Here is a 13,207-nt window from a genome sequence, read left to right on the forward strand (position 1 = left end):
CGCGCAGAACATCTCCACCGGGGTCCGCGCCCCCGCCCTGAGCCCCGCCTAGAGGCGCGGAGCGAGAAGCGCCGTGATCACGTCACGAAGAGGCCCTTCGAGGCCGTCGACCCCGGTGGAGGCCAGCGGCTCGAGACCCGTCGACGAAGCACGGAGCAGGGCAATGCCGAGCATTGTCGACAGCGCGATCTGCGCTCGGAGCCGGAGGTCGTCGCTCGAGACGTCTTCCACACTGCGCCCGGCCGCGACCGCCATCTGATCAGCGAAGTAGCGGAGCGTGTTGAGGCGGATCTCGTCGGCCGTCTCGTCTCCTGATGACCGCAGGAGGAGCAGGAGCTGAAGCGAACGGTCGCCGTTCGCTGGCCCCGCGACCTGCCGAGTGAGGGCCTCCACGAGATCGTCGAGCGTCGCCGCCGAGCCGTCGGACCGCCCCAGCTCGTCTCGGGCGTGGGCGAGGCAGGCTTCGAAGAGGCCCTCTTTCGACGAGAAGTAGCGGTTGATGAGCGCGACGTTGACCCCGGCGTCGGCGGCGATGTCGCGCACCCGGGTCGCCGAGTAGCCGTCCTGCGCGAATCGCCGACGAGCAGAGGAGAGAAGGAGTCGTCGGGTGTTGGCGGCGTCCCGCGATTTCCCTGTCGTGGCGTCTGCGTCGACGGCGTGCGGCGCTGTGTGCATCATGGCTCCCTTGCGATTCTCCCCCACCGTACAGGTCGAGCCCAGAGCCTGTAAACAACTGTTGACTTTCATCCGATTCTGGATAGAGTCGCTAAGTCATCACTTGTTTACATCGACTCGGAGCCTCATGTCGCACACCCTTCAGGAACCCGCCACCGGTTCCGTTCCCGTCACCCGCGGGCACAACCCGAACACGACTCTCCTGGTCGTCTACCTGGCACTCGGCGGCCTCGCGTACGCCGTCCTCCAGTCGCTTGTCGCACCGGCCCTCTCCACGATCGGCCGTGACCTGAACGCTTCGACGGCGAGCGTCAGCTGGATCATCACGGCGTACCTCCTATCCGCCTCCGTGCTCACGCCGATCTTCGCGAAGCTCGGCGACATGATGGGCAAGCGCAAGATCCTCATCGTCGTGATGAGCCTCCTGCTGATCGGAACGGTCGTCGCAGCCCTCGCCCCCAACCTCGGCGTTCTCATCGTGGCGCGCATCCTGCAGGGCGCCGCCGGCGCAGTGCTGCCCCTCTCGATCGGCATCGTCCGCGACGAGCTCCCGAAGGAGCGCGTCAGCGTCACGATCGGGATCCTGTCGGGCATCTTCGGCATCGGAGCGGGCGTCGGCATCGTCGCGGCCGGCCCGATCGTGCAGAACCTCGACTATCACTGGCTGTTCTGGTTCCCCCTCGTGCTCATCGTCGTGGCCCTCGTGGGCATCATCTTCGGCATGAAGGAGTCGCCGATTCGCACACCCGGGCGACTCGACCTGGCGGGCACCGGGATCCTGACGGTCTCGCTGGTCTCGCTCCTCCTCGCCATCAGCGAGGGAGAGAGCTGGGGCTGGGGCGACGTCAAAACGATCGGCCTCCTTGCCCTCGGCGCCGTTGCACTCGTTGCCTTCGTGCTGGTCGAACTCCGCGTCACCAGCCCGTTGATCGACGTGCGGCTCTTCACGATCCGCGGCGTCTGGACGGCCCACGTCGTCGCGCTCGTCTTCGGCTTCGCGATGTACGGCACCTTCGTGCTCGTGCCGACCCTGCTGCAGCTGCCCACGTTCACCGGTTACGGCTTCGGCAAGACCGCCTCGGTCGCCGGCCTGTTCCTCCTGCCGACGGTCCTGATGCTCGTCGTCGTCTCGCCCCTCTCGGGCAGCATCGTCCGCAAGTACGGGCCGAAGCCCGCGCTGGTCATCGGCGCCACCTTCTTGACCGCCGCATTCGTCTTGCCGGCCATCTCGCACGCATACCTCTGGCAGATCCTGGCCTCGGGAATCATGACGGGTGCCGGCATCGGATTCGGGCTCGCAGCCGCCTCGAACGCCGTCATCGAGAGCGTCCCCCTGGCTCAGACCGGCGAGGCGATCAGCGCCAACACGATCGCCCGCACCATCGGCTCGAGCGTCGGAACCGCCGTGATCGCGGCCCTGATCTCGTCACACACCCAGGTCTTCCCACTTCCGACCGGCTCCATCGCGCTGCCCTCCGACGACACCTTCACGATCGGCTTCTGGACGTCTGCCGGCGTCGCCGTCCTGGCGATCATCATCGCGCTGATCGCTCCGTCGATGAAGAAGCGCGCTCACGATGCCCGCGCCCTCGGCGTCGAAGACACCGATGCGATCGTCACCGTGAAGTAGGTCGCGAACGGGCATCCTGGCGGGTGACGAGAGACCGACTACCTCAGGATCCGGCGGTCCGCCCCCGCAGGATGCCCTCCGCCGCGGCCCGTGCGACGGCGAACGGCTCGGCGAAGGTCTCCATGCCGACCGTGACGAGGGCCCCCTCGTACAGCAGCATGAGCAGCCGCGCCGTGTCGTCCGGGTCGGTGACCCGGGCGGCACGGCAGAGCTCGGCGAAGACATCCAGCATCCAGACCTTCTGCCCGGAGACCTCGGGGAACACCGGGTGGCCGTCGTGGCCGTCGCCGATCTCGGCGCGGGCATTGATCGCGCTGCACCCCTTCGGGCTGTTGTCGCTCATCCACGAGTTCGACGCGTCGAAGACCGCGAGCACCTGGTCGATGCCGGGCTCGGGCACCCGAGCGAGGTTCGCGGCCACATGGTCGCGCCACCTCGCGTCGCGATGCTGGAGATACGAGACGACCAGCGCCTCCTTCGAGCCGAAGCGGTCGTAGAGGGTCTTCTTCGTCACACCCGCCTCGCTCGCGATCGTGTCGACGCCGATGGCGTGGATGCCGTGGTCGTAGAACAGGCGCGACGCCGCTTCGAGCACGCGGCGAGCGCCGGGGGTCATCGCCGGGAGGTCGCGAGCGGCGAGGAGCCTGTCGATAGAACTGCGAGAGCCCTCGTCGACGGCGGTGGCGGATGATGGCATGCCCAAAGTCTACCGACCTGTATAGTCGGCGGCATGAGTAAACAGATCGGTGTACTTCGCGTCGGTGCCCTTCGTGTCGGAGTCACCGCACTGGCCTCGGCGGCGTTCGTCGCCTCGTGGAGCTCGGGCTTCATCATCGCCAAGGTGGCCACCGTCGACGTCGGCTTGACAACCCTGCTCGTCTGGCGATTCGCACCATTGGCCATCGTCCTACTCGTCGTGACGGTCGCAACCGGGCGCTTTCGAGGTGTCACCCGCTCCGATCTGCGACACCAGGCCACGATCGGTCTGTTCGCCCAGTTCGGCTACTGCGTGTTCGTGTACGCCTCCGTCGGCACCGGGATCGCGACGGGCACGACCGCGCTGATCGACGCGATTCAGCCCCTGGTCGTCGCCACGCTCGTCGGCCCGCTGCTCGGGCTGCGAGTACGCGGTGCGCAGTGGCTCGGTCTCGCGGTCGGCGCCATCGGCGTGGCCACGGTCGTCGGCTCGCAGCTCGGTGGGTCTTCTGCGCCGCCCATCGCGTATGGGCTCCCCGCCCTCGCCATGCTCTGCCTGATCGCCGGCACGTTCGTCGAGCGCCGGTCGGAATCCCGCCTCCCCGTCGTGACCACTCTGACGATCCACGTCGCGGTGACGGCCGCAGCTCTGATCGTCTTGGCAGCAGTGACCGGCACGTTGGCTCCGCCGGCGAGCTCGACGTTCTGGCTCGCCGTGGCGCTTTCGGCGATCGTACCGACCCTGATCGCGTACGGCCTCTACTGGTGGCTCCTTCGCCGGGTCGGCATCACGGCGCTGAACGCCCTGCTGTTCCTCGTGGCACCGACCACCGCCATCGCCGGCAACCTGCTACTGGCCGAGCCGCTGACCGGCCTGACGCTGGTCGGGTTCGTGCCGTGCGCCGCGGGAGTGGCGCTCGTGCTGGCCAGCGAGGGCCGGGCAGCCCGCGCGGCTCGGACCATGCAGGCGGCGCGGCCGGATCCTCGGCCCCTGTCGCACTGCGCTGATCAGCCGAGCAGCTCCACGCCGAAGCCCGCGACGACCGCCCTCACTTCGGCGAGGTAACGCTGCGCCTGCTCGGTGAGGGGGATCGCCGAGTGGCCGATCCAGCCGATCTCGATTCGTTCGTCGACGTCGAGCGGCACAGCCACGATCTCGGGGTCGAGGTCGTCGCTGACGATGCCGGTCGAGATCGTGTAGCCGTTGAGGCCAATCATGAGGTTGAAGATCGTCGCGCGATCCGAGACCCGGATCTCGCGCTTGCTCGACAGGGTGGAGAGGATCTCCTCGGCGAAGTAGAAGGAGTTATTCGCGCCCTGATCGAAGGTGAGCCGTGGCAGGTCGGCGAGGTCGTCGAGGGTGGCACGCTCTCGGGAGGCCAGAGGGTTCTTGCGGGAGATGAAGATGTGCGGCTCGGCGAAGAAGAGGGGGTGGAAGAGGAGCCCGGAGTCGCGGAGGAGCTTGTCGATGACGTTCCGGTTGAAGTCGTTTCGGTAGAGGATGCCTAACTCGCTGCGGAGCGTACGGACGTCTTCGATGATGTCCCAGGTGCGGGTCTCTCGAAGCGAGAATTCGTACTCCGCCGCCTCGGTCTCTTTGACCATCCGCACGAACGCGTCGACCGCGAACGAGTAGTGCTGCGTCGACACCCCGAGCAGGCGTCGCGACGGCGGCCGTCCGAGGTAGCGCTGCTCCAGAAGCGCCACCTGCTCGACGACCTGCCGGGCGTACCCGAGAAACTCCGCGCCGTCGGTGGTCAGCGTGACTCCGCGAGCCGAGCGGAGGAGCAGCGAGCGGCCCACTCGGGTCTCGAGGTCTTTCATCGCCGCCGACATCGTCGGCTGTGCGACGTAGAGCACATCGGCAGCCGCCGTGATCGATTCCTCCGCGGCGACCTCGATGAAGTAGAGAAGCTGCTGCAGCGTGATTCCGCTCGTCCGTCGGGCCATAGCGAGAGCCTATAGGTAGGCATAGCAGCGCCGAATTACCTGATACCCGCGCCGAAGCACCACGATGGCTGTACCGACATTCACCAGGCCCTTCCCGGCCGATCAGCTACCGGATTGGCCGCTCATGGCGAACGACTTCACGTTCAACATCACCACCACCCGATTCGACGAGAACTACGCGCCGTCCGAGACCTCGCGGGCCACCACGAACTTCGCGAACCTGGCCCGGGGCGAGCACCGTCAGCAGAACCTCCGCAACGCCCTGACGATGATCGACCGGCGGTTCAACAGCCTCGCGCACTGGGACAACCCCGGCGGCGACCGGTACACCGTCGAGCTCGACATCGTCACCGCCGAGCTGCAGTTCAGCGCGGGCGGCGAAGACCGGGTGTTCCCGCTTCTCGAGGTGCTCGACATCCACATCGTCGACAAGCAGACCGGCGTGCGCCATCAGGGCATCGTCGGCAACAACTTCTCGTCGTACGTGCGCGACTTCGACTTCAGCGTGCTCCTGCCCGAAGTCAACCGCGACGCGACCGAATTCACTGTGCCCGACGACTTCGGCGCCCTCCACGGCAAGCTCTTCCAGCACTTCCTCGACTCCGCCGTCTATCAGGAGCGCTTCCCGATGACGCCGGTGATCTGCATCAGCGTCTCGACCAGCAAGACGTACAGCCGCACCTCGAACTCCCACCCGATCCTCGGCGTCGAATACCGCCAAGACGACTACTCGATGACCGACACGTACTTCGGGCGGATGGGCTTGCAGGTGCGGTACTTCATGCCGCCGGGTGCCGTGGCGCCGCTCGCGTTCTACCACCGCGGCGACCTGCTGAACGACTACACCAGCCTGCAGCTCATCGGCACGATCAGCACCATGGAGACGTTCCAGAAGATCTATCGGCCCGAGATCTACAACGCCAACTCCGCCGCCGCCGGCGTCTACCGACCGACCCTCGAGCAGCACGACTTCTCGCGCACCGAGATCTCGTACGACCGCACGGAGCGCAACCAGCTCGCAATCACACAGGGCAAGTTCACGGAGGAGCACTTCGTGAAGCCGCACCGAGAGGTGCTCGAGCACTGGGCCGCCAACTACCCCGTTCCTACTCGATGACCGCCGGAGGATCCTCGTCCATGAACACTCTTCTGCCCACCTCCCCCGTCGGCAGCCTGCCGAAGCCGTCTTGGCTCGCCGAGCCGGGCTCTCTCTGGTCGCCCTGGAAGCTCGAAGGTGAGGCGCTGGTCGAGGGCAAGAGAGATGCCCTCCGCATCTCCGTCCAGGAGCAGAGCCGTCTCGGCATCGACATCATCAGCGATGGGGAGCAGACCCGCCAGCACTTCGTCACGACGTTCATCGAGCACCTCACCGGGGTCGACTTCGAGAACCGCGAGACCGTGAGGATCCGAGACCGGTACGACGCGAGCGTTCCCACCGTCGTGGGAGCTGTGAGTCGCGAGAGGCCCGTGTTCGTCGACGACGCGAAGTTCCTCCGGCAGCAGACCGATCAGCCGATCAAGTGGGCTCTGCCCGGCCCAATGACCATGATCGACACGCTCTCCGACCGTCACTACAAGAGTCGCGAGAAGCTGGCGTGGGAGTTCGCCACGATCCTCAACCAGGAGGCCCGCGAGCTCGAGGCCGCCGGCGTCGACATCATCCAGTTCGACGAGCCCGCCTTCAACGTCTTCCACGACGAGGTGCAGGACTGGGGTGTGGCCACGCTCGAGCGGGCTGCCGAGGGCCTCCGTGCCGAGACTGTCGTGCACATCTGTTACGGCTACGGCATCAAGGCGAACAACGACTGGAAGGCGACCCTCGGCGAGGAGTGGCGGCAGTACGAGAAGTCGTTCCCCCTGCTGCAGCAGTCCAGCATCGACACGATCTCGCTCGAATCGCACCACTCGCACGTTCCGGTCGACCTCGTCGAGCTCCTGCGCGGCAAGAAGGTCATGCTCGGTGCCATCGACGTGGCGAGCGACACCGTCGAGACCCCGGACGAGGTTGTCGACACCCTGCGCACCGCGCTCCGGTACGTCGATGCCGACAAGCTCATCCCCAGCACGAACTGCGGGATGACGCCGATGACTCGGGGCGTCGCGCTCGGCAAGCTGGCCGCGCTCAAGGCGGGTGCTGACGTCGTTCGTGCGGAGCTGGTTGCGGCGCGGTCTTAGGGGCACAGCCACCGAATGAGTTCATGTTCCGTCGGGCACAGCCCGTTTCTCTGCTGGAAGGCTGCCTATTCGTCGCGCGCTTGATGCAAGTCGACCAAGCCCGACAGCGTCCTCAACAGGGCATGGACTGTTGCGCGGTCAACTCCTACACGAGTGGCGAACTCCCAATCGTCGAGAGCCTCCATGGTCTCGTTCAAACAGCTCATGATCGTGTAAACGTCGTCTTCATCTAGCTCGAGATGCATCTTGTCAGAGGCCATCTGATGCCTTCTTACCGTCCGAATATTGCTCTGCGAAGCACGGACAATTTGCCGGCCCCGTTCGGGCCGATGAAAGTGGTGATGCCGGCGAAGTCGACATCGACCTCGCCGAGGCAGCGAAAGTTTTCGATAAGTACGCATTTGATCTTCATGATTCCCCCCTTTGCAACGGATTATGGCACCCGCTGAGAACCAAGAAAATGGCGCGATTTACAACACCATCGGTACATCCAACAGGGCGGCATTAGCGCGGAGGCACCCTCAAACCACGTACCGGAGCAAGAGCCTTACGAGACTCGAACCCTAATCAGGGGTGGCGGTCACGAACCGCGGTCCGAACCAATGAAAAAGTCCGGCGCGGACGTACCGGTCGGACTGTACGCACCCTGTAAGTAAGAATACGTATTCATAGTATTGATGCCCCAACGTGTGTCGAAGCAAGGCGCTCGTTCACCTCGCTTCCTACGCTGGCTGGCCCAAGCAATGTTGGCGATCAAGATGGCCCGCGAGGTCCTCGACCGCTAAGTCTTCCCATCGACCTCGAAATACAAGTCTTTTTCATATCAGCACCGGCCTGATCTGGCATCTGAATTTGGCGTATAAACGGGCGCCGGTCGCGAGCACAAACACTGCTCGCGCCGACGCCACTTTTCGTGAAAGCCAGAGCGCGTGTTCTCCCCCTGGATGTAGTCACCCCAAGCTGCTGGGCTGCCCTCATCATCGACACCGAACACGGCAGGGTCAGCCACTAAATTGATCGCCGTTGCCCTCGCTCCCCTGCGTCGCCTGATTCGGCCAAGCACGAACGTCGCATTTTCAGCAAATCGTTCTGTCCACCAACATGGCGTCCTCTTTAGAACTGTCGAGAGTCTGGCCTGAGGACCGCTGGTGGAATCACTTAATCGAGATGCTCCAGGACTTCGAGCCACGGCGGTGGCAGGAGGCCTTGAACTCCGACTTCTTCTACTAGCTTTCGAAAGTTAATCCATATCAGGCGCCGTGCCTCAAGTTTGCTCGCGTCCAACGTCTTACCGACTCGCACTTCTACCTCTGATACGCCTCCGGGAGTCCTTTGTCCCGGTGTCCTCCTGTCGCCATATGGATGATCGGTCTCCGAAAGAATGCGATCTCTGGGAATCAACCCCAGAAGCCCCGACGACATGAGGGCGGGGGGAAGTGAGAAGTAGCAGCCCAAACGAACCGCTTCTTCCGTAAGGGCCGGCGAGCCTGTCCACCAGTGCAGAACAACACCATCTACAGGCGTGCGATGCAATTCGCGGAGTAGCTGAAGGTGAGCTCCCGCGCTATGGATGCTAAGGATGCGAGGGGATTCCTGAAGCACCTCGAGAATCGAGCGGAACGTGTTGATCTGCGTAGCCATGGGAACACGGCTTGTTCCGTCAAGTCCGATCTCACCCACGATCGGGGTCACCTCGACGAGTTTGCGGAACCGGTCCCGATCAAAATTTTCCTGCGCTCCGACAAGACCTGGGTGCACACCGACGGCCCAGACGACTCGTCCGTCTCGACGCTGGCTGACCGAGGTGAACTCTTCGAGCGATCGCGTTACGGCGAACACGAAAGCGCCAAGCGCGCGCAGGTCAGCGCCTTCAATCTTTGGGTCGACGTGTGCGTGCAAGTCGAGTGGTGCAGGCACGCGCCTCACAAGCCAAGGCCCCTCAGCTCGGCGCGGCCACGCTGCACCAGTTTGTCCGCTTGCGCGAGTAAAATATTCGACGGAATCTGAAGCCGCGCCAACTGCGCAACGCCGAAATCCTCCCCCAGGAAGTCCTTCATCGCGGGAATTACGGTCTTATCTTCGAGCCACGCCACCTGCTTCTGGTCGGCCGGAATCAGGTACGTAGTGGGGTCCGTTAGGTTCGCTGCGTGGAACGAGGCTCTGCGCAGTACGCAACCGAAGCAAACACCGCAGGCCACTTTTGGCGAGATTCCGTAGGAACGAGCGCCAGTGTGCGAGCACGAAGTTGTGTCCCCGAGGAACTCCGAGGCTTGCTGCATCCCTACGGCTCCGACCACTCGTGAAAACATTTCCCCTTTTGTCAGGTCGGCGAAGGGATTCATCAGATCGAAGTGCGCCCCGGCGCGTTCGAGAATGGCGCGAAGGTCTTGGAAAAATTTGGGATGAGTGGTCTTAGTTGAAAGACTCCCCCGGCGACTGAACGAGAGCGGCGGATTTATGGACGCGTACCCATTTTCAGGAATCCAAAGTGGCACCTCGTTCACCGAAGCGACAGCTAGACCGAGCGAAATAAAAAGAAGGGAACGCGAACGAGTGGAGTGTTCGGTGCCGTAACGCTTACCCGTCAGCGCCGTACGCGACCGCGAATGATGGACCTTGATGTGATCTGAGCTTGCCCCAGGCGCTAGTCGCTCGATCGTGTTCGCGACGCGTGACTGGATTGGTGAAAGCGTCGAAGACGACCAATGGGAAACAAGCACGTGCTTCTTGCTACTTTTCCCGAGCTCAAGTGCAGACAAGAGACCTCCAACCGCGGAGTCTGCGCCGCCACTTAGAAGTACTACTCGATCGGCATCAATGCCCACGCGACCCACTTGTTCCGGAGTCGCTTCGCCACGGCGGAAGCCAAGATGCCACGTGTCGCCGGTCAGGAATCCGAGGAGGGCTTCGAGATCCGTGCCAACTTCCTTCCACGGATCCACCTCCGTGACTTCGACAGTCAGCGAGATCTCGCGCTGATTCCAGCGAGACAGACTTCCCGACCGGGGCGCTGATCGATCCGCCGCGAGAACTCCCGAAGCTATGCGAACAAAATCGATATTGCGGTCCCTAACGGGACCAAAGTCACCGAGCAAGGGCCCGATATTAGAGGCGATTGTGCTCGTTGAGGAGTTCCCGTTCCAACGAAAGACATGATCTTCGTTAGCAGCGAGCGCTGCCACAGGCGTCACCGAGAGCTCGAATTCGAACATGGCTAGCTCTCTTCCCGCGGGTAAAGCCGACGGAGAAAGCGAAGACCGCGCTCAATCGCCTTGTCGATGGCGTCCGCCTTGGCACCGTGCTCAGACATATTCGTCTTCGCCGCCATCTGCTGTGACACATCGTAGACGGATTCAATGAATTGCTCCCGCGTGAGGCCGTCGCGAGATGTGAACTCTCCGCTCTCGGACACAAAGATCTCGGCCACAATAAAACCGATCGCATGCTCGGCAGTAGCGGCCGCGTCAGGCAACTGAGGGTTCACTTCCGTGTCCAGCATCCAGTCAAGCAGTGCACCCGCCATGTCTCGCTGTTCCTCGGTCGGAATGTCGCTGCTTGTCTGTGCTTCGAACACGACGTCGAGAATGGCTCGCACCATCTCGGAGCGCGTCGACAGACTCGACAATTTGTCGAAGTCGAGGCCCGCTTTTTCTAAGGCGGCACGATCGCCTTCTCGGAAAGCACGAGCAAGGCCGGCGGCTCGGCTCGCGGTCGACGCGTAGGCCCGAGCGTCTCGCCGCGGCGAGCCCTGTCTACCTTCACCGGACGAGCCACTAGTACCTCCAGCTGCCCCACCACCACCGGATCCCCGGGGCGCGCGGGGAAAGACGGGGATTCTCAGAGCCTGGGCTACAACTCGTTCTGGAACGGCGCTCAGCGCTCCGTTCCCCTGCGAGGAGGCCCAGTCGGCAACTCCGTCGCGAAGATCGCGCGACACCTTGCTGTTGGAGCCTTTGTAGGACGAACTAGTACCCACGCCTTACATGCCCTCTTTGGCAGCGGCGATCGCCTCAATGAGGTCGGTCCGTCCGCTCGCGCTTGCCATCGACTCAAGCTGCTCGAAGACCTCGCGCGGATCCGCAGGCTGCAGCTGAATAAGTCCTCCGACTTTTAGGTCGGACGGACTGATGCGTCGAAGCGCGCTGACGATGGCTGTTACTGACACGGAGTGGAGGCGACTTATGCGAATAAGCGCGACGACGCCGGCGGTCTGCCGCTGCGGTTCGTCGATGATGACACCGCCGATATGGGTCACGAGCTGCGTTGCCTCTGACACCGTAAGGCTTTTCAGCATGTCGTCTGTGGCCCGCCTGGCTTCGGAAGGGGACCGCGACAGGAGTTGAGTTGCGATATCCCGAATTCCTTCGGGCAGATTCTCTGCAGCCAAGAACACGCTCTTGAAGGAGGCTGCCAATACGAGGTAAGGGGCAATGTCCTTCTTCGAAAGGGGCGGTGAGAGGCGAGCCCATCGGACAAGTTGGTCGCTAAATTGCGTCCCAGTGACTGCGGCGTCAGTGCTCTCCGTCGGCTCTACCGCATCAACTTCCTTGGGCTCATCGTCGCCCACAACCTCTTCAGTCGTACTCGAACCGGCTCGTCGTTCGAGGGCCTCCATATTGGAGCGCAGCTTTTGCTCCCGGAGCCAGCCCGTAACTTCGCGAAACTCGTCCGGGAAATACTGCTCGAGGACCATGAGCTTGGCAATCGTCGCCGCGTCCAGCTCGATGCCGCGACGCGATGCGATGTTCAAACGCACGGAAAGGTCGTTCATGAAGCGCTTTATTCGCCGCGGATTGCCTTTTGTCTTTTCATGCACGATCTGCTTGATGCGGGTTGCGCTGTTGCGGGCCGTCAAGAAGGCGTCATCGCTGAGTGCTCGAATGGACTCGATCGGCGTGCTTGCCCGCCTCGCGGTGGCCACTTCGCCGACGATCGATGAAAATCGCGGGGCATCTACGAGAGACCGAATCTGCAGCAAGACCATGTAGGCCTCGGTATCAAAATCGCTGAGGGCAGGTACTGGCACCGATGTCTGAACGATCTTGTGCAGATAGAGCCGAGCAGGCGACTCCTCGCCGGTGCTCGCACCATCAGTTTTAGGAAAGTGCTCGGCGATCGCTTCGGCAACGCGTTCCTCGTCGGCTGCAATCACAAAAGACATGCGCGGCACGGAGAGGAACAGTCGAATGGTCTCCAGGGTTTCGACGACAGTCGGCGGAAGGCAGCGATCGAGGTCGTCCACGAGCACGATGACGTTCTTGAGATGGGCAAGGCCATCTGACTCAAGTAGTTTTTGGAACTCAGCCCTGAACTGCACCATGTCGGTGATGGGCTCGGGTTCGTTCGGATCTTCCGCTGGCTTCACTAGGCCCAGCAACGAGTCGACGGAGGGCAGCGTCACTGTGATGGCGGACTTGGCAGCAACTTGCAAGGCCTTGCCCCATTCGACGCGCTTCACCAGGCGTCGCAGGAGATTCTTTGCTTTCTCGCCAGTCCCGTCTTCGGGAATTTCGCTCGCCAGCGCGCTCAAGATCTCGCCGATAAGCGATTCCTTCGCACCTAGCTGAGGGTCGTACCGCCAAGGATCGGTCTGAATGACGAGCCGCGACCGGTCGTCGGCATGACCCTCCAGCTCTTTTGCTATGAGCCGAAGCACGGAGGTCTTGCCGCTTCCCCATGATCCAGAAAGGCCGAGAGCGATTGGGTCAAGCCGGCTGTCGAGTAAGGCTTCGACTGCCGTGCCCGCGACAGCATCGAACGAGAGAAAATCGATGTCTGTCGGCTCGTCAAGCAGCAGCGGAAATGAAACTAACTCCGTCGCAGCGCTGGCGTTGGTGTCAGTCATTGTGTCCCCCAAGATCATTATGCGAGTGCTGCACGTACTTCCTTGTCTGCCTCTCCCGCAGATCGTCATCATGAACCTATCGGCCACCTACGACATTGCGAATCATTCCACCGCAACTTGGTGACAAGAATGAGGTTGGAATCTAATATCTAATCTCATTTATCGCATGTCGGTGGCTGACTGGCAAGCGTCGGTGTTCGACAGGGCATGTCCGCCAGAGACCCGCCCGCGACTAA

Annotated in this window: 13 protein-coding genes; 4 read left to right on the forward strand and 9 right to left on the reverse strand. The window is 62.8% G+C overall.

Translation table 11 applies throughout. The features are described 5' to 3' along the window. Nucleotides 1-48: 48 nt before the first annotated feature. Complete coding sequence (locus tag EDF39_RS11810; protein ID WP_123943300.1) at nucleotides 49-675, reverse strand: TetR family transcriptional regulator; 627 nt, start codon at nucleotides 673-675, stop codon at nucleotides 49-51. Between the two features lie 127 nt (nucleotides 676-802). Between EDF39_RS11810 and EDF39_RS11815 the strand changes: the two genes are divergently transcribed. Beyond that, complete coding sequence (locus EDF39_RS11815) at nucleotides 803-2,305, forward strand: MFS transporter (protein WP_123943302.1); 1,503 nt, start codon at nucleotides 803-805, stop codon at nucleotides 2,303-2,305. Between the two features lie 43 nt (nucleotides 2,306-2,348). On the opposite strand, the gene EDF39_RS11820 is transcribed toward EDF39_RS11815, so the two are convergent. Continuing rightward, complete coding sequence (locus tag EDF39_RS11820) at nucleotides 2,349-3,002, reverse strand: TetR/AcrR family transcriptional regulator (protein ID WP_123943304.1); 654 nt, start codon at nucleotides 3,000-3,002, stop codon at nucleotides 2,349-2,351. A 33-nt stretch (nucleotides 3,003-3,035) separates the two neighbouring features. Here EDF39_RS11820 and EDF39_RS11825 point away from each other — a divergent pair, with 33 nt between their 5' ends. Then, entirely contained in the window at nucleotides 3,036-4,067 is a 1,032-nt protein-coding gene (locus EDF39_RS11825; protein WP_123943306.1) for a DMT family transporter, read from the forward strand. On the opposite strand, the gene EDF39_RS11830 is transcribed toward EDF39_RS11825, so the two are convergent. After that, complete coding sequence (locus EDF39_RS11830) at nucleotides 4,010-4,951, reverse strand: LysR family transcriptional regulator (RefSeq protein WP_123943308.1); 942 nt, start codon at nucleotides 4,949-4,951, stop codon at nucleotides 4,010-4,012. The genes EDF39_RS11825 and EDF39_RS11830 overlap by 58 nt on opposite strands. A gap of 124 nt (nucleotides 4,952-5,075) precedes the next feature. Here EDF39_RS11830 and EDF39_RS11835 point away from each other — a divergent pair, with 124 nt between their 5' ends. Beyond that, the gene (locus EDF39_RS11835; protein WP_123943488.1) at nucleotides 5,076-6,068 is read left to right on the forward strand and encodes a DUF1852 domain-containing protein; all 993 of its coding nucleotides are present in this window, start codon (nucleotides 5,076-5,078) and stop codon (nucleotides 6,066-6,068) included. 20 nt (nucleotides 6,069-6,088) lie between these two features. Next, nucleotides 6,089-7,126, forward strand: coding sequence for a methionine synthase (locus EDF39_RS11840; RefSeq protein WP_123943310.1), 1,038 nt, complete (start codon nucleotides 6,089-6,091; stop codon nucleotides 7,124-7,126). Between the two features lie 65 nt (nucleotides 7,127-7,191). Here the strand turns inward: EDF39_RS11840 and EDF39_RS11845 are convergent, their stop codons facing one another. From EDF39_RS11845 to EDF39_RS11870, 6 genes are all read right to left on the reverse strand, one after another. Further along, on the reverse strand, nucleotides 7,192-7,386 hold the full coding sequence (locus EDF39_RS11845) for a helix-turn-helix domain-containing protein (protein WP_123943312.1): 195 nt from the start codon (nucleotides 7,384-7,386) through the stop codon (nucleotides 7,192-7,194). Between the two features lie 11 nt (nucleotides 7,387-7,397). Then, a complete protein-coding gene (locus tag EDF39_RS17930) occupies nucleotides 7,398-7,538 on the reverse strand; it encodes an AAA family ATPase (RefSeq protein ID WP_123943314.1) in 141 nt (46 codons plus the stop codon). Between the two features lie 746 nt (nucleotides 7,539-8,284). Then, complete coding sequence (locus tag EDF39_RS11855) at nucleotides 8,285-9,043, reverse strand: TatD family hydrolase (protein WP_199726184.1); 759 nt, start codon at nucleotides 9,041-9,043, stop codon at nucleotides 8,285-8,287. A 5-nt stretch (nucleotides 9,044-9,048) separates the two neighbouring features. Continuing rightward, on the reverse strand, nucleotides 9,049-10,338 hold the full coding sequence (locus EDF39_RS11860) for a hypothetical protein (RefSeq protein ID WP_123943317.1): 1,290 nt from the start codon (nucleotides 10,336-10,338) through the stop codon (nucleotides 9,049-9,051). Between the two features lie 2 nt (nucleotides 10,339-10,340). After that, complete coding sequence (locus EDF39_RS11865) at nucleotides 10,341-10,700, reverse strand: hypothetical protein (RefSeq protein ID WP_123943319.1); 360 nt, start codon at nucleotides 10,698-10,700, stop codon at nucleotides 10,341-10,343. 405 nt (nucleotides 10,701-11,105) lie between these two features. Further along, nucleotides 11,106-12,971, reverse strand: coding sequence for a P-loop NTPase fold protein (locus EDF39_RS11870; protein ID WP_158613226.1), 1,866 nt, complete (start codon nucleotides 12,969-12,971; stop codon nucleotides 11,106-11,108). Nucleotides 12,972-13,207: the final 236 nt, after the last annotated feature.

Source organism: Frondihabitans sp. PhB161 (assembly GCF_003814635.1).
In the GTDB taxonomy this organism is placed as follows: domain Bacteria; phylum Actinomycetota; class Actinomycetes; order Actinomycetales; family Microbacteriaceae; genus Frondihabitans.

Excerpts from the sequence above, each read along its gene's own strand:
- EDF39_RS11810 (WP_123943300.1), bottom strand. The coding sequence starts at position 675 with ATGCACACAGCGCCGCACGCCGTCGACGCAGACGCCACGACAGGGAAA.
- EDF39_RS11815 (WP_123943302.1), top strand. The coding sequence starts at position 803 with ATGTCGCACACCCTTCAGGAACCCGCCACCGGTTCCGTTCCCGTCACC.
- EDF39_RS11820 (WP_123943304.1), bottom strand. The coding sequence starts at position 3,002 with ATGCCATCATCCGCCACCGCCGTCGACGAGGGCTCTCGCAGTTCTATC.
- EDF39_RS11825 (WP_123943306.1), top strand. The coding sequence starts at position 3,036 with ATGAGTAAACAGATCGGTGTACTTCGCGTCGGTGCCCTTCGTGTCGGA.
- EDF39_RS11830 (WP_123943308.1), bottom strand. The coding sequence starts at position 4,951 with ATGGCCCGACGGACGAGCGGAATCACGCTGCAGCAGCTTCTCTACTTC.
- EDF39_RS11835 (WP_123943488.1), top strand. The coding sequence starts at position 5,076 with ATGGCGAACGACTTCACGTTCAACATCACCACCACCCGATTCGACGAG.
- EDF39_RS11840 (WP_123943310.1), top strand. The coding sequence starts at position 6,089 with ATGAACACTCTTCTGCCCACCTCCCCCGTCGGCAGCCTGCCGAAGCCG.
- EDF39_RS11845 (WP_123943312.1), bottom strand. The coding sequence starts at position 7,386 with ATGGCCTCTGACAAGATGCATCTCGAGCTAGATGAAGACGACGTTTAC.
- EDF39_RS17930 (WP_123943314.1), bottom strand. The coding sequence starts at position 7,538 with ATGAAGATCAAATGCGTACTTATCGAAAACTTTCGCTGCCTCGGCGAG.
- EDF39_RS11860 (WP_123943317.1), bottom strand. The coding sequence starts at position 10,338 with ATGTTCGAATTCGAGCTCTCGGTGACGCCTGTGGCAGCGCTCGCTGCT.
- EDF39_RS11870 (WP_158613226.1), bottom strand. The coding sequence starts at position 12,971 with ATGACTGACACCAACGCCAGCGCTGCGACGGAGTTAGTTTCATTTCCG.